Origin of the sequence: Cupriavidus sp. H18C1, from assembly GCF_049311595.1 — a bacterium.
Classification (GTDB): Bacteria; Pseudomonadota; Gammaproteobacteria; order Burkholderiales; family Burkholderiaceae; genus Cupriavidus; species Cupriavidus cauae.
Window position 1 is genome coordinate 638502 of the sequence record NZ_CP186008.1, and the last position, 17745, is coordinate 656246.

At 68.6% G+C, this 17745-nt stretch carries 13 protein-coding genes and 4 pseudogenes; 10 read left to right on the top strand and 7 right to left on the bottom strand.

Annotation, left to right across the window (positions count from 1 at the left end):
- Positions 1-118 precede the first annotated feature (118 nt).
- Positions 119-1370 (bottom strand): annotated as a pseudogene (locus tag OJJOAM_RS02965) (aspartate kinase).
- A gap of 318 nt (positions 1371-1688) precedes the next feature.
- Positions 1689-3042, bottom strand: a pseudogene (gene tilS / locus OJJOAM_RS02970) (tRNA lysidine(34) synthetase TilS).
- Between tilS and OJJOAM_RS02975 the strand changes: the two are divergent.
- Positions 2923-3192: a hypothetical protein gene (locus OJJOAM_RS02975; protein WP_422649647.1), complete on the top strand. Its 270-nt coding sequence runs from the start codon at positions 2923-2925 to the stop codon at positions 3190-3192. The pseudogene tilS and the gene OJJOAM_RS02975 sit on opposite strands and share 120 nt — an antisense overlap.
- Here the strand turns inward: OJJOAM_RS02975 and OJJOAM_RS02980 are convergent.
- The 3 genes and pseudogenes from OJJOAM_RS02980 to cysS all read right to left on the bottom strand — a co-directional run bounded on the left by OJJOAM_RS02980 (position 3167) and on the right by cysS (position 6558).
- A complete protein-coding gene (locus tag OJJOAM_RS02980) occupies positions 3167-4138 on the bottom strand; it encodes an acetyl-CoA carboxylase carboxyltransferase subunit alpha (RefSeq protein ID WP_023264370.1) in 972 nt (323 codons plus the stop codon). The two genes, OJJOAM_RS02975 and OJJOAM_RS02980, sit on opposite strands and share 26 nt — an antisense overlap.
- Before the next feature lie 146 nt (positions 4139-4284).
- A complete protein-coding gene (locus tag OJJOAM_RS02985) occupies positions 4285-5184 on the bottom strand; it encodes a DNA-3-methyladenine glycosylase family protein (RefSeq protein ID WP_422648822.1) in 900 nt (299 codons plus the stop codon).
- Positions 5169-6558: pseudogene (cysS, locus tag OJJOAM_RS02990) on the bottom strand (cysteine--tRNA ligase). The gene OJJOAM_RS02985 and the pseudogene cysS overlap by 16 nt, the downstream one beginning before the upstream one ends.
- A gap of 8 nt (positions 6559-6566) precedes the next feature.
- Between cysS and OJJOAM_RS02995 the strand changes: the two are divergent.
- The 4 genes and pseudogenes from OJJOAM_RS02995 to OJJOAM_RS03010 all read left to right on the top strand — a co-directional run bounded on the left by OJJOAM_RS02995 (position 6567) and on the right by OJJOAM_RS03010 (position 9773).
- Positions 6567-7601, top strand: a complete 1035-nt coding sequence (locus OJJOAM_RS02995; protein WP_422648823.1) for a tetratricopeptide repeat protein — start codon at positions 6567-6569, stop codon at positions 7599-7601.
- A 151-nt stretch (positions 7602-7752) separates the two neighbouring features.
- Entirely contained in the window at positions 7753-8361 is a 609-nt protein-coding gene (locus OJJOAM_RS03000) for a peptidylprolyl isomerase (protein WP_422648824.1), read from the top strand.
- 12 nt (positions 8362-8373) lie between these two features.
- Positions 8374-8874: a peptidylprolyl isomerase gene (locus OJJOAM_RS03005; RefSeq protein WP_023264649.1), complete on the top strand. Its 501-nt coding sequence runs from the start codon at positions 8374-8376 to the stop codon at positions 8872-8874.
- Positions 8875-8989: 115 nt separating this feature from the next.
- A pseudogene (locus OJJOAM_RS03010) lies at positions 8990-9773 on the top strand (UDP-2,3-diacylglucosamine diphosphatase).
- Between the two features lie 52 nt (positions 9774-9825).
- On the opposite strand, the gene cysE reads toward OJJOAM_RS03010, so the two are convergent.
- Positions 9826-10569 (bottom strand): serine O-acetyltransferase, encoded by a 744-nt coding sequence (cysE, locus tag OJJOAM_RS03015; RefSeq protein WP_006577564.1) that lies wholly within the window; start codon positions 10567-10569, stop codon positions 9826-9828.
- Between the two features lie 386 nt (positions 10570-10955).
- Positions 10956-11915 carry an RNA methyltransferase gene (locus OJJOAM_RS03020; RefSeq protein WP_422648825.1) on the bottom strand — a complete coding sequence of 320 codons (960 nt, stop codon included), beginning with the start codon at positions 11913-11915 and terminating at the stop codon, positions 10956-10958.
- Positions 11916-12111: 196 nt separating this feature from the next.
- Here OJJOAM_RS03020 and OJJOAM_RS03025 point away from each other — a divergent pair, with 196 nt between their 5' ends.
- The 5 genes from OJJOAM_RS03025 to OJJOAM_RS03045 all read left to right on the top strand — a co-directional run bounded on the left by OJJOAM_RS03025 (position 12112) and on the right by OJJOAM_RS03045 (position 17706).
- Entirely contained in the window at positions 12112-12930 is an 819-nt protein-coding gene (locus tag OJJOAM_RS03025) for an inositol monophosphatase family protein (protein WP_149319271.1), read from the top strand.
- Positions 12931-13090: 160 nt separating this feature from the next.
- The gene (locus OJJOAM_RS03030) at positions 13091-13267 is read left to right on the top strand and encodes a type II toxin-antitoxin system HicA family toxin (RefSeq protein ID WP_422648826.1); all 177 of its coding nucleotides are present in this window, start codon (positions 13091-13093) and stop codon (positions 13265-13267) included.
- A gap of 40 nt (positions 13268-13307) precedes the next feature.
- Positions 13308-13724 carry a type II toxin-antitoxin system HicB family antitoxin gene (locus OJJOAM_RS03035; protein ID WP_174105795.1) on the top strand — a complete coding sequence of 139 codons (417 nt, stop codon included), beginning with the start codon at positions 13308-13310 and terminating at the stop codon, positions 13722-13724.
- Between the two features lie 194 nt (positions 13725-13918).
- Positions 13919-16606, top strand: a complete 2688-nt coding sequence (gene mutS, locus OJJOAM_RS03040; RefSeq protein WP_422648827.1) for a DNA mismatch repair protein MutS — start codon at positions 13919-13921, stop codon at positions 16604-16606.
- Positions 16603-17706, top strand: a complete 1104-nt coding sequence (locus OJJOAM_RS03045) for a hypothetical protein (RefSeq protein WP_422648828.1) — start codon at positions 16603-16605, stop codon at positions 17704-17706. Before mutS ends, OJJOAM_RS03045 begins: the two co-directional genes overlap by 4 nt.
- The last annotated feature ends 39 nt before the right edge of the window (positions 17707-17745 follow it).

The following is a 17745-nucleotide window of genomic DNA, read 5'->3' on the forward strand; positions in this document are numbered from 1 at the left end:
GGGAGGCCGCACAACGAAGCGCGTATTCTAGCGAGGGCGCGGCAATTGGTCAACGACGAATCGATGACACCGCACTTGCCCGCCCCTCGCCAGGGCCGGCGCGCGAATGCGCCGGAATTCAGGCCTGTTCCAGCTCGAACGCCTTGTGCAGCGCGCGCACGGCCAGCTCCATGTACTTCTCGTCGATCAGCACGGAGATCTTGATTTCCGAGGTCGAGATCATCTGGATATTGATGCCCTCTTCCGACAGCGTGCGGAACATCTTGCTGGCGATGCCGACATGCGAGCGCATGCCCACGCCGACCACTGAGACCTTCGACACCTTCGGATCGCCCGACACGCTGGCCGCGCCGATATGGCCCTTGACCGCGTCGTTCAGGATCGCCAGCGAGCGCTGGTAGTCGCCGCGCGGCACGGTGAAGGTGAAATCGGTCTTGCCCTCGACGGACTGGTTCTGGATGATCATGTCGACGTCGATATTGGCGTCGGCGATCGGGCCCAGGATCTGGTAGGCGATGCCGGGCTTGTCGGGCACGCCGAGAACGGTGATCTTGGCTTCGTCACGGGCAAAGGCGATGCCGGAGATGACGGCTGCTTCCATGTCAGGGTCTTCCTCAAAAGTAATCAGCGTGCCCGAATGCATTTCCTGCTCGAGCGGCATCAGGGGGGTCGGTCAGCGACGACAGCACGCGCGTCTTGACGCGGTATTTGCCGGCGAATTCCACCGAGCGGATCTGCAGCACCTTGGAACCGAGGCTGGCCATTTCCAGCATTTCCTCGAAGGTGATGCGGTCCAGCCGGCGCGCGTCTTCGACCACGCGCGGGTCGGTGGTGTAGACCCCGTCCACGTCCGTATAGATCAGGCACTCGTCGGCCTCGATCGCGGCGGCGATGGCGACGGCCGAGGTATCGGAGCCGCCGCGGCCGAGCGTGGTGATGTTGCCCAGCGCGTCGATGCCCTGGAAGCCGGTGACGATCACCACGCGGCCCGCATCGAGATCGCCCAGGATGCGCTCATCGTCGATCGATTCGATGCGTGCCTTGGTGTATGACGAATCGGTCTTGACCGGGACTTGCCAGCCGGTATAGCTGATCGCGTCGATGCCCTCGCCGTGCAGCGCGATGGCCAGCAGCGCGACGCTGGCCTGTTCGCCGGTCGAGGCCAGCATGTCGAGCTCGCGCGGGTCCGGCTGCGGCGAAATCTCCTTGGCGAGTCCCAGCAGGCGATTGGTCTCGCCCGACATGGCCGAAGGCACCACGACTACGCGGTGACCGGCGCGGTGCCACTTGGCCACGCGCTTGGCGACATTCTTGATGCGTTCCGTGGAACCCATCGAAGTGCCGCCGTATTTGTGAACGATGAGAGCCATCTTCTTGTCGACGCCAGCGATTGTGCAAAACCACTGAAAATACACCAAGCACCGGCGCCCGGCAAGGCGGAATAGCGGGCGTTTCGGCTTGTCAAGCCTTGCCGGAGCGACGTCTCGTGCGGTAGGCGGCGTGGCGGGCGCCGCGGGGCCGCGGCCATGAGCAGCCCCATCAAGGCCGCTCCGTCAGGGCGGGGGCCCGAGCGCCGGGCCTGAGTTCCGGGCCTGAGTTCCGGGCCTGAGCACCGGGCCTGAGCACCGGGCCTGAGTTCCGGGCCATGAGCCCCGGGCAGCGCCATGAGGGCCGCGGTTATGCGCCGGTCAATGCGGCGGCCCGGCTGCGTCCGGACCCCAGGCCTCCCATTCAACCCGCCAACGCGGGGCCGGCGCGGCGTCGGGCCAGCGGCGGTGCATGCCGAGTCCGGCGGCTAGCACGATCTGCTCCCGTGTGCCCCCCAGCCTCTCCCGCCCGCAGCAGCGGCAAATAGGGGGCGGCGCCAAGCCGGCACGGCCGCCTCCTGATACGCCTGCTTCAGCGCCCGGGCGGGGGCCGCCCGGCCGCAGCACGATGCGCTCGCCGCCAGTGCGGGGCCCCAACGTCAGCGGCTGCCGCAGCACGGCCTCGGGCACGCCGAAGGTGTCGTCGCGCGTGAAGCGCAGCTCGCCGCGCCAGGCGGGAACCGGCAGTCGGCCTTGCCCGCCCCACTGCAGCGGGATCGCCTCCGCCGGCGGCGCGGCCGGCGGCACACAGGCCAGCACACGGGAGCGGAAACGCCGCAGCACCAGGCCGTCATGCGGCAGCGCCGGCTCGCCGCCACGATGGTCGATCAGTTGCGCCCGCATCGCCGCCAGCCGGGCCACCGAGGGCGCGCGCACGCCGAGGTCGCGCAGCCACAGCCGCAGCACGGCATCGCCCTGCGCGGCCGGCAAGGCGCGCAGCCCGTCGAGATCGAGCTCGGCAAGCGTGGCGGCATCGCGGCCGGGATGCGCCAGCGTCGCCAGTTGCCGCCCGGCCAGCGCATCGAGCGCGTGGGCGGCTTCGGCCAGATGCGCGGCGGCCTGGGCGACGTTGGCGCGCAGCGCCGGGAAGGCGGCCAGCAGCCCCGGCAGCTGCTGGCGCAGCGCGTTGCGGGCGAAGCGGGTGTCGTCGTTGGAGGGATCGTCGATCCAGCGCAAGCCGTGCGCGTCGCCATAGGCCTCGATATCGCGCCGTTCGACCTCGAGCCACGGCCGCAGCAGCGCGATATCGCGGCGTTCGGCCAGGCGCCGCAGTGCCGGCATGCCGGCCAGGCCGTGCACGCCACTGCCGCGGAACAGCCGCATCAGCACCGTTTCGACCTGGTCGTCCAGATGGTGGCCGAACAGCAGCCAGCCGACGTTGTGCTGCTCGCAGAGCTCGGTCAGCGCCTGGTAGCGAGCACGGCGGGCGGCGGCCTCGAGCCCTTCCCCCGTGCGCGGGGACGACCGTGACCCGGGCGGAGCGGTAGTCGACACCCCAGTCCCGGCACAACCCGGCGCAGAAGCGATCCCATTCGTCGGCCTGGGCTTGCAGGCCGTGGTGGACATGCAGCGCCAGCAGGGGCACGGGCTCGGCCTCGTCGACACGGGTGGCGGCGAGCACGGCGCGCGTGGCATGCAGCAGCGCGACCGAATCGCGGCCGCCCGACAGCGCCACCGCCACCGCGCGCGGGCCATGTTGGCCGGCCCCGGAAACGACAAAGGCCGCACCGGCCTGCAGGGCCTGTGCGACCTTGTCGGTCAGCGTGGCGGTCGGGTCGCGCAAATCGGGCGCGGCGGGATCAGCCTTGTGCGCCGGTTTCCTTGAACTTGCCATAGGCCATCAGGCGCTCGTGGCGGCGCGCCTGCAGTTCCTTGACGCTGATGCCCTGGAACTGGCGCAGCGACTCGGCCAGCGAACGCTTGAGCATCGCGGCCATGGCCTTCGGATCGCGGTGCGCGCCGCCCAGCGGCTCGTTGACGATCTTGTCGATCAGGCCCAGCGCCTTCAGGCGATGCGCGGTCAGGCCCAGCGCCTCGGCGGCCTCGGGTGCCTTCTCGGCGGTCTTCCACAGGATCGACGCGCAGCCTTCGGGCGAGATCACCGCGTAGGTGGCGAATTGCAGCATCTGCACCACGTCGCCCACGGCGATCGCCAGCGCGCCGCCCGAACCGCCCTCACCGATGATGGTGGCGATCAGGGGCACCTTCAGGCCGGCCATCACGTACAGGTTGTGGCCGATCGCCTCCGACTGGCCGCGCTCCTCGGCGTCGATGCCCGGGAATGCACCCGGCGTGTCGACGAAGGTGAAGATCGGCAGGCCGAACTTGTCGGCCAGTTCCATCAGCCGCTTGGCCTTACGATAGCCCTCGGGCTTGGACATGCCGAAGTTGCGCAGTGCGCGCTCCTTGGTGTCCCGGCCCTTCTGGTGGCCAATGACCATGCACGCCTGGCCGTTGAAGCGGGCCAGCCCGCCCACGATCGACAGATCGTCGGCGAAGGCGCGGTCGCCGTGCAGTTCGTGGAAGTCCGTGAAGATCTCCCGCACATAGTCCAGCGTGTAGGGACGCTGGGGATGGCGAGCGATCTGGGCCACCTGCCACGGGGTCAGGTTGGCGTAGATGTCCTTGGTCAGCTGCTGGCTCTTGCCGGCCAGCCGCGAAATCTCTTCGGAAATGTCGACGGCCGAGTCGTCCTGCACGAAGCGCAGTTCTTCGATTTTTGCCTCGAGTTCGGCGATCGGCTGTTCGAAATCCAGGAAGGTGGTTTTCATTGAATCACACGTACCTGTCTGTGAAGGGGCGCATTCTACCGGAATTTCCTTGCGCTCCGGGCGCGGAAATCGGGCCGGATGCGTCGCATGCGCCGCCTGTAGATGGTGAAAGAAGCACTTTCGTGCTTCGACTATCGAATGCCAGACTAGTAAGTGACAGGCAGCGGATCAAGGCTGCGCCACATGTACCAGGTCGCCACGGTGCGCCATGGCTCCCAGTTGGCCGCGACTTCCCGCGCCTCGCTGCGCGTGACGGGTTCGCCGCTGAAATAGTTGGCCGAAATCGCGTTGATCAGGCCGATGTCGTCCAGCGGCAGCACGTTGGGCCGCATCAGGTTGAACATCAGGAACATCTCGGCGGTCCAGCGGCCGATGCCGCGAATCTGCGTGAGCTCGGCGATCACCGCCTCGTCGTCCATCTCGGCCCATTTGTCGACATGGACCCGCCCCGCCTTGAAGTGGTCGGCCAGGTCGACGATGTATTCGGCCTTGCGGCGCGACAGGCCGCAGGCGGCCAGCTTGTCGACGCCGGCCCGCAGCAGCTGCGCCGGCGTCAGCTTCGGGCAGGCGGCGGCCAGCCGGTCCCACACCGATTGCGCGGCCTTGACCGAGATCTGCTGGCCGACGATCGAACGCGCCAGCGTGATGAAGGGATCGCCGCGCGAAACCAGATGGGCCGGCCCGTAGGTCGGGATCATCTTGCGCAGGATGCGGTCGCGCTTCATCAGATCGGCGCAGGCCTCGTCCCAGTAGGCGGGACGCACCGCGCCCTCGACCGTCTCGACCGGCAGCGGGATCGTCGCGGCCTCGGGCAGCGTTGCCTTGGGAGCGCGCGCGGTCTTCAGGACCGGCTTGCCGTCGGCTTTGGTCACCGTGCGGGCCTTGGGCGCGGCCACGCCGCCGGCGGCCGGCGCCTTGGCGACCTTCGCTGCCTTGGTCGCCTTGGTCACCTTCAGGGCCGGCTCTCCGGTGGGCCGCGCCGGCTTGGCGGCCTTGGCCGCCGTGCCGGGCGTCTTGCGCACGGCAGCGTTCAAGCACGCCTCCATTCGGTCACGCCGCCCGGCTTGTCCTCGAGCACGATGCCGGCCTCCAGCAGCTCGGCGCGGATGCGGTCGGCCTCGGCGAAATTGCGGTCGGCCTTGGCCTGCTTGCGCGCGGCGATGCGCTCCTCGATCTGCTCCGGCGCGATGCCGGCCGCGTCGGCGCCACCCTGCAGGGAAGGCGTGCGCGTCGCGCCCGAGCAGGCCCAGCGTGGCGGCCAGGCCCTTCAATTGCCGCGCCGCGGCGGGCGAGCCGCTGCGGTTGACTTCGCCGGCCAGGTCGAACAGCACCGACACCGCGATCGGCGTATTGAAGTCGTCGCCCATCGCCTCGGCGAAGCGGCGCGCGTGCGGCTCATCCCAGTCGAGCGGCTCCGTGTCGGGCTGCACGTCCTTGAGCGCCGTGTAGAGACGGGTCAGGCCGTGGCGTGCGTCGTCCAGATGCGCGTCGCTGTAGTTCAGCGGGCTGCGGTAGTGCGCGCGCAGGATGAAGAAGCGCACGACCTCGGCGTCGTACTGCTTGAGCACCTCGCGGATCGTGAAGAAGTTGCCGAGCGACTTCGACATCTTCTCGTCGTTGATGCGCACGAAGCCGTTATGCATCCACACGTTGACGAAGGGCTTGCCGCTCGCGCCTTCCGACTGTGCGATCTCGTTCTCGTGGTGCGGGAACTGCAGGTCGGCGCCGCCGCCATGGATGTCGAAATGCTCGCCCAGCAGCGCGCAGCTCATCGCCGAGCATTCGATATGCCAGCCCGGACGGCCGACGCCCCACTTCGAAGACCACTTGCTTTCGGCCGGCTCGCTGTCCTTGGCCGACTTCCACAGCACGAAGTCGAGCGGGTCGTGCTTGGCATCGTTGGCGGCCACGCGCTCGCCGGCGCGCAGGTCCTCCAGCGACTTGCCCGACAGCTTGCCGTAGCCCGCGAACTTGCGCACCGCGTAATTGACGTCGCCATCGCTGGCCTGATAGGCCAGGCCCTTCGCTTCGAGCTTGCCGATGATGTCGAGCATCTGCGGCACGTATTGCGTCGCGCGCGGCTCGTGGTCCGGGCGCTGGATGCCCAGCGCGGCCGCGTCCTCGTGCATATAGCCGATGAACCGCTCGGTCAGCTCGCCGATCGTCTCGCCGTTCTCGGCGGCGCGGCGGATGATCTTGTCGTCGATGTCGGTGATGTTCTGCACATAGGTCACCTCGTAGCCCGCGGCGCGCAGCCAGCGCTGCACCATGTCGAACACCACCATCACGCGCGCATGTCCGACGTGGCAGTAGTCGTACACCGTCATGCCGCAGACATACATGCGGACCTTGCCGGGTTCGATGGGCACGAAGGGCTGTTTCTCGCGCGCGAGCGTGTTGTAGATGTTCAGTGGATGCATGAAACGAGGTGTTCGAAGAGAATGCGTGGCGCCTGTCGCGCGCGAGCCGGTGCCGACTTGCCGGCCGCGCATCGGTCGACTTGCCGGACAGCGTGACCGGGCGATTCGTTTGGAACGCTGCCGCGGCGGCGTGGACATCGGTTCGCCGAGCGAGGCCATATCTTACCGGAAGCCTTCGCGCGTCGGCGTCGATGCCGCGCTTTGCTAGAATGCCGCGAAGTATAAAGGACCGCACCTACATGAGCTTGCCATCGCCCAACGTCGCGACCGACGCCATGCATCACGTCACGCCCGGCATCATGACCGTGCGGCGGCGCGCCGCCGCAGCCACCGTACGCAGCGTGCGCGCGTGCGCCCTCACCGTGGCGAGCGCCGCCGCGCTGCTGTGCGCCCTGCCCGCTGCGCCGGCCCTGGCGCAGTCCGTCGGCTTCCCCGGCGGCGGCACGGCCGGCGCGAAGGGCTTCCAGCCCTCCGGCGATCCGGGCATGGCTGAGGCCGAGAAGGCCGCGCAGCAGCGCCGCTATGCCGAGGCGATCGAACGCTTCGACCGCGTGATCGCCGCGAACCCGCGCAACGTGCAGGCCCGCTTCGAGCGCGCCTGGGCGCTGTCGCAGGCCGGCCGCGAGGACGAGGCGGTGCAGGCCTTCCACGAGATCGCACAGGAATATCCCGAACTGCCCGAGCCGCACAACAATCTGGCGCTGATCTATGCGCGCCGGGGCGATCTGAAGCGCGCCGAGGCCGAACTGCTGGCGGCGCTCGAAGCCAAGCCCGGCTTTGCGATCGGCTATACCAATCTGGGCGACGTCTATCGCAAGCTCGCCGAGCGCTCCTACGCCGAAGCGATCAAACGCAATCCCGGCGATGCGCGCGCCCGCAGCGGCCTGGCCGCGGTCGGCACCAAGGCGCCGGCCAATACGTCGGCAAATCCGCCCGCCAGCCCGCAGCCGCGTACGCGCCAGCCCGCCGCCGAGCCCCAGGCACCGCTCGCGGCGCCGCCGCTGCCCCGGCCGCCCGGTCCGGATCGCGAAGACCTGGACTGAGCGGTCCGCAGCACTGCCCCGCTCGCGCCCTGCGCTGTGCAAGGCGTAGCGAGCGGGTGCGATCGTTATCCATGCGGGGCGACTGCCGGGACGGCGCGTCCATCGACGCCGGTATCCGCCGATCGCCCTCGCCCACTCCCTGGAGATCCCCATGTCCCTGACCCGACGCGGCGCCCTCGGCGCCATGCTGGCCGCGCTGATGGCCGGCACCCTGAGCTACGGTGCCGCCCACGCGCAGGCGCCGGCCTCGGCCGCTGCCCAGGCCGCCGAGCGCGTGCGTTTTGCCACCAGCGCCGGCAGCTTCACCATCGAGGTCTATCCCGAGGCCGCGCCGAAGACCGTCGCCAACTTTCTCGAATACGTGAACAGCGGCTTCTACAGCGGCACGATCTTCCACCGCGTGATCAACGGCTTCATGGTGCAGGGCGGCGGCTTCGATCGCGACATGAAGCAGAAGCCGACGCGCGCGCCAATTCCGCTCGAAGCGCAGAACGGCCTGAAGAACAAGGCCGGCACCGTGGCCATGGCCCGCACCGGCGATCCGAACTCGGCCACGGCGCAGTTCTTCATCAATGTGGTAGATAATCCGAGTCTCGACTATCCGCAGCCGGACGGTAACGGCTATGCCGTGTTCGGCAAGGTGGTCGAAGGCATGGATACCGTCGATCGCATCAAGAAGACGCCTACCACCGCCTACGGCCCCATGCGTAATGTGCCAGCCACGCCGATCGTCATCGAGTCGGCCACCATCGTCAAGTAACAGAGGAAAGCCATGTCCAAGGTCCAGCTCCAAACGAATCACGGCGCCATCGTCATCGAACTCGACGCCGACAAGGCGCCCAAGACGGTGGAGAACTTCCTGTCGTATGTCCGCAAGGGCCACTACGACAACACGATCTTCCACCGCGTCATCAAGAACTTCATGATCCAGGGCGGCGGCTTCGAGCCGGGCATGAAGCAGAAGCCCACCGACGACCCGATCGACAACGAGGCCGGCAACGGCCTGAAGAACGACCGCTACACCGTGGCGATGGCGCGCACCAACGCGCCGCACTCGGCCACCGCGCAGTTCTTCATCAACGTGGTCGACAACGACTTCCTGAACTTCACCTCGCCGACCCCGCAGGGCTTCGGCTACGCGGTGTTCGGCAAGGTCGTCGAAGGCACCGACGTGGTCGACAAGATCAAGGGCGTGCGTACCGGCAGCGCCGGCTTCCATCAGGACGTGCCGCTCGAGGACGTCGTGATCGAGAAGGCGGTGGTGCTCGAGTAATCGTGCACTGGATTGACTCGGCACAGCGCGCGGCACGGCAAGCGACACAACGCGTGCGCTGCGCCCGCGCCAATCACGGCGGCATGCCCTCGCCCATGGAAATCGTTCCGCATCGATGAGCCCTGCCGCCAGCACGCCGGCTGCCTCCACCCTCGCGGTGGAAGCGCCGGCGTGGTTCATTTCCGACCTGCATCTGACCCCCAGGCATGCCGCGCACGCTGGCAGCCTTCGAGCGCGTGCTCGAGCGCGCCGCCGAACAGGCGCGCACCCTCTTCATCCTCGGTGACTTCTTCGAATTCTGGATCGGCGACGAGGAAAGCGAGGCACCGTTTCCGCGCGCCGTCGCCGCGGCGCTGGCGCGCCTGGCCGCGCGCGGCGTCCCGGTCTACCTGATGCACGGCAATCGCGACTTCCTGCTCGGCCCGCGCTTTGCCCGCGAGGCCGGCGCGACGCTGCTGCCCGATCCGACCGTGATCGATTGCGCGGGCCATCGCGTGGTGCTGACCCACGGCGACATGCTGTGCACGGACGACACGCCTTATATGCGCTTCCGGCACTGGACGCGCAAACCGTGGGTCCAGCGGCTGTTTCTGGCGCTGCCGCTATCGTGGCGGCTGGGCATCGCGCGCAAGCTGCGCAGCGACAGCGAGGCGGGCCGCCAGCGCCCCGGGCCGCCGCGCGACTATGGCGATGTCGCGCCGGCCGCGGTGGCGGCGCTGCTGCGCGACAGCGGCACGGCGGCGATGGTGCATGGCCATACGCACCGGCCAGCCCGGCATGACGAGCCGCATGGCCTGCGCTGGGTGCTGACCGACTGGGACCTCGATGGTTCGCATCCGCGCGCGGCGGCATTGCAGCTCGACGCCGAGGGCTTTCGCGAGTTGCCGCAGCTCGACTGAAACACCAGGGGCGAAGCCGATGCGGCCCGCCCCTGCCCTTCATGCCATCGCGTTACTTCATCAGCTTGCGCAGCTCGCTGGCATCGAAGCGATCGTTCGGCGTGTTCTCCAGATGCTCGCCGAGCCGGTCCAGGGCCGCCTGCACAGCCTCGAGCTTTTCCTGCTGGCTGGCGGCATGGTCTATCAGACTTTTCAGCGCCAGCGACACCGGATCGTCGGCATTCGGCGTGATGCCGTAGGCCGAGAACTCCTGCCGCGCGCCCTGCTGCGAAGGCGGCGCGTCCGGCAGGATGATCCGGGCCGGCACGCCCACCGCGGTCGCGCCCGGCGGCACCGGCTTGAGCACCACGGCATTGGAGCCGACCCGCGCGCCATCGCCGATGGTGAAGCCGCCCAGCACCTTGGCGCCGGCGCTGACCACCACGCCGGTGCCCAGCGTCGGATGCCGCTTCTGGCCCTTGTACAGCGAGGTGCCGCCAAGCGTCACGCCCTGGTAGATCGTGCAGTCGTCGCCGATCTCGGCGGTTTCACCGATCACCACGCCCATACCGTGATCGATGAACACGCGCCGGCCCATCTTCACGGCCGGGTGGATCTCGATGCCGGTCAGGAAACGCGACCAGTGCGAGATCCAGCGGCCCAGCCAATGCATCCCCGCATTCCAGCAGGCGTGCGCGAAGCGATGAAACACCACGGCATGCAGGCCCGGGTAACACGTCAGCACCTCCAGCCGGCTGCGCGCGGCGGGGTCGCGCTGCATGATGGTGTCGATATCTTCCTTGAGGCGAGAGAACATCTTGGTCGTGTGCGATTGCCCGCCGTGCCGCGCGCCATCGGAGCGCGCATGCCGCCGGGGTCGTGTCCGGGCAAGGCCCTGAGGAAACGGAAGCAGGGAGTGTAAGAGATTTGGCACCCTGATGCCGTCATGGGCATCGGGCGCCGCACCTGCCCCGCCGCTACGTCGACACGCGCGGGAGAAGCCCGGGCGTGCGCGGCGCGGGCATCAACATCGCTCGCGGTGGAAGGCGTGGGCAGCGTGGGCAGCGGTGCGCATGGCGCGCTCGCGTCGCACGAGCGACGGACGGCCGGCCCGCTCGCGACGTGCGTGAGGCGCTTCGGTGCGCCAGGCTTCGACGCGCCAGGGTTCGATGCACCAGAAGTAGGCGGCGATTCGCGCCAAGGTCATGCCTCCATGCTGTCGCCACTGCGGTCGCCGCTGCGGCCGCCACTGCCCTCGACGCTGCTGTCGCCGCTGCGCGGTCCGCGCCCGGCCAGCGTCATCTGCTTGGCGATGCCGCGCAGCAGGTTGACCTCCTCCTGCTCCAGCCCGCTGCGCGCGAATAACCGGCGCAGCCGCGGCATCAGCTTCTTCGGATGGGCCGGATCGAGAAAGCCGATCGCCTCCAGGCCCTGCTGCAGATGCGCGAACATCGCCTCGATCTGCTCGGCCGTGGCGGCCTGCCCAGCATAGCCGATATCGCTGGGAGGCGCCGCGCGCTCCTGCAGCAGTGCCAGCCGCATCTCGTAGGCGATCAGCTGCACCGCCTGGGCCAGGTTCAGCGACGCGTAGGCGGGATTGGCGGGAATATGGGTCACCACCGAGCAGCGGTCGACGGCCTCGTTGGGCAGGCCGAAGCGTTCGTTGCCGAAGACGAAGGCGACGTCGGTCAATTCGGGGGTGATGTCCGGGGTGAATTTCTGTGTGGCTTCGGCGGTCGATTCGGTCCCGATGCCGGCCGCGGCCGCCAGCAGATGCCCGCTCGCCCGCGCCGTCGCGTCGCGCGGCAGCAGCCGCGGCGGCCCGAACTCGCGCTGGCGCGCCGTCATCGCGACGGTATAGGAGGCGCCCGCCAGCGCGGTTTCCAGATCGTCGACCACGCTCGCGGTGCGCAGCACGTCGTCGGCACCGCTGGCCAGCGCGACGGCCTCCGGGTGCTCGCGCACCGCCGGCTCCCGCGGCGACACCAGCACCAGCGTGCCGGGCCGGGCGCCAAAGCCCATGGTCTTGATGGCGCGCGCCACCGAGCCGACGTTGCCGGGATGGCTGGTTTCGACCAGCACGAAGCGCACGCGGGCGAACGCGGCGTCCAGGGCGGTCTGTGGCGCGCCCGGGGCTGCGTTTGCGTGCTCGCTCGTGTCCATTGCCGGGTTCCTATACAATGCAGGGTTCCAATTTATTAGGCGCGCCGCTCCGCCGCCCTGGCCAAGGCTTCGATGCCGGCCAGCGGAGACAAGGTCGACGCACCCGTTCTTCTACAATCCGTTGTGTTGTCCGCCGGGAGCCGCGCGCGCCATGCCGTCCGCAGCGCTGCCCGCTTTTCGGCGGCTGGAGAGATTCATGCATCCGATGCTCAATATCGCCATCAAGGCCGCTCGCAAGGCGGGTTCCATCATCAACCGCGCGTCGATGGACGTGGATCTCCTGCGGGTTTCCCGCAAGCAGCACAACGATTTCGTCACCGAGGTCGACCGCGCCGCCGAGGCCGCGATCATCGAGATCATCCGCACCGCCTACCCGGAACACGGCATTCTAGCGGAAGAGTCCGGCCAGTCCTGGCGGGAGGACGAGGAAGGCCACGAGTACACCTGGGTCATCGATCCGCTCGACGGCACCACCAATTTCATCCACGGCTTCCCGCAGTACTGCGTGTCGATCGCCCAGCTGCACAAGGGTTCGCCGGTGCAGGCGGTGGTCTACGACCCGACCCGCGACGAGCTCTTCACCGCCACCAAGGGCGCCGGCGCCTTCCTGAACAACCGCCGCATCCGCGTCAGCCGCCGCGACAAGCTGGCCGACTGCCTGATCGGCACCGGCTTCCCCTTCCGCGACCTGGACGGCCTCGAGGCCTATGTCGAAGTGTTCGCGCTGATGACGCGCAGCTGCGCCGGCCTGCGCCGCCCGGGCGCCGCCGCGCTGGACCTGGCCTATGTCGCCTGCGGCCGCCTGGACGGCTTCTTCGAGACCGGCCTGAAGCCCTGGGACATGGCGGCCGGCATGCTCCTCATCACCGAAGCCGGCGGCCTGGTCGGCAACTACGCGGGCGAGGCCCGCCAGCTCGAACAGGGCGAGGTGCTGGCCGGCAACCCGAAGGCCTTCGCGCAGATGGTGCGCCTGCTGACGCCGTACTCGCTGGATAACGGCGGCCCGGCGGCCTGAGGGCGGGAAAGCGGCTGACGATGTCCGACGGTGTCCGCTGGTCTCCAATACGCCGTCGCACTGAAGTCGGCGGGCAATATACGCAAAATTGTTTATATTGACCAAAGACGTATGAGCGAATCCAGCTGACACTTCGCCTCCGTTCGAGGACGGAGGCGAAGTGAAGCAGAGCGAGTTCAAACGCTGGCTTTGCCGGCAAAGCGCGACCTTCGTCGACGGCGGAAAGCACCTGAAGGTCTACCTCAATGGCCGGCAGAGCACGATGCCGCGACATCCCGGAAGGGAGATCACCGAGCCGACGCGCAAGGCCATCCTGAAGCAACTTGGATTGGCGTGAAGCCGGAACCGAATCGGTCCACCGCACAGGAGTACTCGACATGCTGCGCTACCCCGTCATCCTCACCGCCGACGACGATGGTGTGGCGGTTTCCTTCCCGGACATCCCCGAGGCGCTGACCTGTGGCGACTCGCGCGAAGACGCCCTTGAGATGGCCGCCGACGCCCTCGTCACGGCGATGGAGTTCTACTTCGAGGATCGGCGACCTGTGCCGATGCCCTCGGCCCCCAAGGCAGGGCAAGAACTGGTCGACTTGCCAGCGAGCCTGTCCGCGAAGGTTTTGCTGCTGAACGAGATGCTTGCGCAGAAGGTCAGTCAGTCGGAACTGGCACGGCGGCTCGATACCCGTCCGCAGGACGTTCAGCGCATCGTCAATCTCGATCACGCCACCAAGATCGACACGATCGAGGCCGCCTTCCGCGCCCTCGGCAGGCGGATGGAACTGCGTATCGCCTGAGGGCTCGGACCCCGGGCGCGCTCGCACCGCTCCGCCGCCCCATTCGCGGCGCCCTCCCGCCTTTTTCATCCAATTCCTCTCCGTCCCCCGCCGCAACGCGCAGTAAAATGCGCATTTGCGTCCGATGCCCACGGCCTCGCGCACGCTCCGAACCCGGCCGCTGCCCATGCGCAGCGGCCCGCCGAGAGGATTGCATGTCCGAAGACCTGCCAACTACCGCGGCCGCCAGCGCATCGGCTGGTGCCACGGAAAAACATACGCCGATGATGCAGCAGTATTTGCGCATCAAAGCGGACCATCCGGACACCTTGCTGTTCTACCGGATGGGCGATTTCTACGAGCTGTTCCACGACGACGCCGAGAAGGCCGCGCGGCTGCTCGATATCACGCTGACCGCGCGCGGCAGCTCCAATGGTGTGCCGATCCGCATGGCCGGCATCCCTTTTCATTCGGTCGATCAATACCTGGCCCGGCTGGTCAAGCTCGGCGAATCGGTCGCGATCTGCGAGCAGATTGGCGATCCGGCGACGAGCAAGGGCCCGGTCGAGCGCAAGGTCGTCCGCATCGTCACGCCCGGCACGCTGACCGACGCGGCGCTGCTGCCCGACAAGGCCGATACCTTCCTGATGGCGGTGCACCAGCAGACCACGCGGCGCGGCGTCAGCAAGACCGGGCTGGCCTGGCTGAACCTGGCCAGCGGCGAGCTGCGGCTGATGGAATGCGAGGCCGCGCAACTCGCGCGCGAACTCGAACGCATCCGCCCCGCCGAGTTGCTGCACACCGATGGCATCGAACTGCCCGGGCATCCGTGCGCGCGTACCCGGCTGCCCGAGTGGCACTTCGATCAGGACGCCGGCGCGCGCCGCCTGCGCGAGCAACTGGGCGTCGCCAGTCTCGATCCGTTTGGCTGCCGCACGCTGGGCGCGGCGCTCGGCGCGGCCGGCGCGCTGCTGAACTACGCGGCGAGCACGCAGGGCCAATCGCTGCGCCATGTGCAGGGTGTCACGGTCGAGCACGAAACCGAGTTCGTCGGGCTGGACACCGCCACGCGCCGCAATCTCGAACTGACCGAGACGCTGCGCGGCGGCGAATCCCCGACGCTGTTCTCGCTGCTCGATACCTGTGCCACGGCAATGGGCAGCCGGCTGCTGCGCCATTGGCTCCATCACCCCTTGCGCGAACGCGCGATTCCGCAGGCGCGGCAGCAAGCCATCGGCGCACTGCTGGCGCAGGATCTCGATACGCTGCGCGCGCGCCTGCGCCGGCTCGCCGATGTCGAGCGCATCACCGCCCGGCTCGCGCTGCTGAGCGCACGGCCGCGCGACCTGTCGTCCCTGCGCGATACGCTGGCCGCGCTGCCCGACGTACAGGCCTGCGTGGCGCCGGACGACACCGCCCCGCTGCTGGCGCAGACGCTCACCGAGCTGGCGGTGCCGCAGGAGTGCCTGGACCTGCTGTCGCGCGCGATCGCACCCGAGCCGTCGACGGCTGTGCGCGATGGCGGCGTGATCGCCCGCGGCTACGACGCCGCGCTCGACGAGCTGCGCGACATCTCGGAGAACTGCGGCCAGTTCCTGATCGACCTGGAGGCGCGCGAACGCACCCGCACCGGCATCGCCAACCTGCGCGTCGAATACAACCGCGTGCATGGCTTCTACATCGAGGTCACCAACGGCCAGGCCGACAAGGTGCCCGACGACTATCGCCGGCGCCAGACGCTGAAGAATGCCGAGCGCTATATCACGCCGGAGCTGAAGGCCTTCGAGGACAAGGCGCTGTCGGCGCAGGACCGTGCGCTGGCGCGCGAGAAGCAGCTGTACGAAGAGCTGCTGCAACTGCTGCTGCCACATATCGGCGAGCTGCGCCGGGTCGCGGCGGCACTGTCGCGCCTGGACGTGCTGGCCGCCCTCGCCGAACGCGCCCGCACGCTGGACTGGTCGTGCCCCGAGCGCGTCGACGAGAACGTGATCGACATCGTGCAAGGCCGCCATCCGGTGGTCGAGGGCCAGCTGGCCGCGGAGTCGACGCCGTTCATCGCCAACGACTGCCACCTGACCGAGGCGCGCAAGCTGCTGCTGATCACCGGCCCGAACATGGGCGGTAAATCGACCTTCATGCGGCAGACCGCGCTGATCGTGCTGCTGGCCTGCGTCGGTGCCTACGTGCCGGCGCGGCGCGCGACGGTCGGACCGATCGACCGGATCTTCACGCGCATCGGCGCCGCCGACGATCTGGCCGGCGGCCGCTCGACCTTCATGGTGGAGATGACCGAGGCGGCCGCGATCCTGCACAACGCGACGCCGCACAGCCTGGTGCTGATGGACGAGATCGGCCGCGGCACGTCGACCTTCGACGGACTCGCACTGGCGTGGGCCATCGCCCGCCATCTGCTGGCGCACAACCGCAGCCACACGCTGTTCGCCACGCACTATTTCGAGCTGACGCAGCTGCCGCAGGAGTTTCCCCAGGCGGCCAACGTGCACCTGTCCGCGGTCGAGCACGGCGACGGCATCGTCTTCCTGCATGCCGTGCAGGACGGCCCGGCCAGCCAGAGCTACGGCCTGCAGGTCGCGCAGCTGGCGGGCGTGCCGCAGCCGGTCATCCGCGCCGCGCGCAAGCATCTGGCCTGGCTCGAGCAGCAATCGACCGACGCCACGCCGACGCCCCAGCTGGATCTGTTCGCGGCGCCGACGGTGCCGGATTCGGACGATGACGACGACGATGACCGCAACGGTGGCTCGGCCGCGTCCATCGCACCTGGGAACGATGCGCTCGGCGAGGCGATGCGCGATCTCGATCCCGACAGCATGACGCCGCGGCAGGCGCTCGACGCGCTGTATCGGCTCAAGGCGCTGGCCGAGGAATCCGGTCAGCCGGCATGACGATGGCAAGCGCGCGCCGCCGGGCACCGTGGTGCCGACCGCTGCTGGCCATCGCGCTGGCGGCGGCGCTGCTGGGCGCGTGGTCGACGCAGAGCGCCGCCACCGCGCAGCCGGTCGCCGCCAAGGCGCGGTCGGCGGACAGCAAGGCCGGTGACAAGGCCAGCGGCAAGGCCGCCGACGCGCGGCTCGTGCGCATCGCGCTGATCGCCGACTTGCCGCAATGGCCCGACGCCGAGGCGCCGACGCAGCAACTGCTGGACAACCTCGCGCAACGCAAGCTCGCCTTCGTGATCCATGCCGGCGGCATCAAGGGCGACACCGAGTCGTGCGCCGATGCGATGCTGGCCGGCCGGCTGCGGCTGCTCGACCAGTCGCCGCTGCCGCTGGTCTATATCCCGGGCGAGACCGACTGGGCCGAATGCGAGCAGGCGATCAATGGCAGCTTCGATCCCGACGAGCGGCTGGCGCGGCTGCGCGAGCTGGCCTTTCCGGACGACGATTCGCTGGGCCAGCGCAGGCTTCGGCTGATCCGGCAATCGGACCAGGCCAAGTTCCGCAGCTATCGCGAGAACGTCCGGTGGACGGCGGGCAAGGTGCTGCTGGTCGGCATGAACGTGCCCGACGACAACAACCACTATCGCACCGAGGCCGGTCGCAACGGCGAATTCGAAGACCGCCGCGAGGCCAACCGGCAATGGCTGGCGCGCGCGTTCTCGGCCGCCGAGCAGGAATCGCTCGATGGCATCGTGCTGGTGATCCACGGCGACCCGCAGTTCGGCAACGGCTGGGAGAAGCGCGGCAAGCCGACGCTGCTCGACGGTTTTCTGCGCCATCGCCAGCGCGACGGCTATCTCGAATTCAAGCGGCAGCTGCGCGAGCTCGTCAGCGACTATCGCGGGCAGGTGCTGCTGATCCACAGCAGCATCGGCGGCTTCGGCATCGATACGCCGCTGCGCGATGCCAAGGGCAAGACGATCCGCAGCTTCACGCGCGTCGCGCTGCCGGTGGGCTCGCCGAAGCAGTGGACCGAGCTGACGATCTCGCCCGATTCGCGTTCGCTGTTCTCGGTCGCGCTGCAGGACGGCGCGGGCAAGAACTAGCCCCCCGCGCCGGCTCTTCAGAAAGCGAAAAAGCCGGCA

Excerpts from the sequence above, each read along its gene's own strand:
- cysE (WP_006577564.1), bottom strand. The coding sequence starts at position 10,569 with ATGTTCTCTCGCCTCAAGGAAGATATCGACACCATCATGCAGCGCGAC.
- OJJOAM_RS03025 (WP_149319271.1), top strand. The coding sequence starts at position 12,112 with ATGCATCCGATGCTCAATATCGCCATCAAGGCCGCTCGCAAGGCGGGT.
- mutS (WP_422648827.1), top strand. The coding sequence starts at position 13,919 with ATGTCCGAAGACCTGCCAACTACCGCGGCCGCCAGCGCATCGGCTGGT.
- OJJOAM_RS03035 (WP_174105795.1), top strand. The coding sequence starts at position 13,308 with ATGCTGCGCTACCCCGTCATCCTCACCGCCGACGACGATGGTGTGGCG.
- OJJOAM_RS02980 (WP_023264370.1), bottom strand. The coding sequence starts at position 4,138 with ATGAAAACCACCTTCCTGGATTTCGAACAGCCGATCGCCGAACTCGAG.
- OJJOAM_RS02985 (WP_422648822.1), bottom strand. The coding sequence starts at position 5,184 with ATGGAGGCGTGCTTGAACGCTGCCGTGCGCAAGACGCCCGGCACGGCG.
- OJJOAM_RS03020 (WP_422648825.1), bottom strand. The coding sequence starts at position 11,915 with ATGGACACGAGCGAGCACGCAAACGCAGCCCCGGGCGCGCCACAGACC.
- OJJOAM_RS03045 (WP_422648828.1), top strand. The coding sequence starts at position 16,603 with ATGACGATGGCAAGCGCGCGCCGCCGGGCACCGTGGTGCCGACCGCTG.
- OJJOAM_RS03000 (WP_422648824.1), top strand. The coding sequence starts at position 7,753 with ATGTCCCTGACCCGACGCGGCGCCCTCGGCGCCATGCTGGCCGCGCTG.
- OJJOAM_RS03005 (WP_023264649.1), top strand. The coding sequence starts at position 8,374 with ATGTCCAAGGTCCAGCTCCAAACGAATCACGGCGCCATCGTCATCGAA.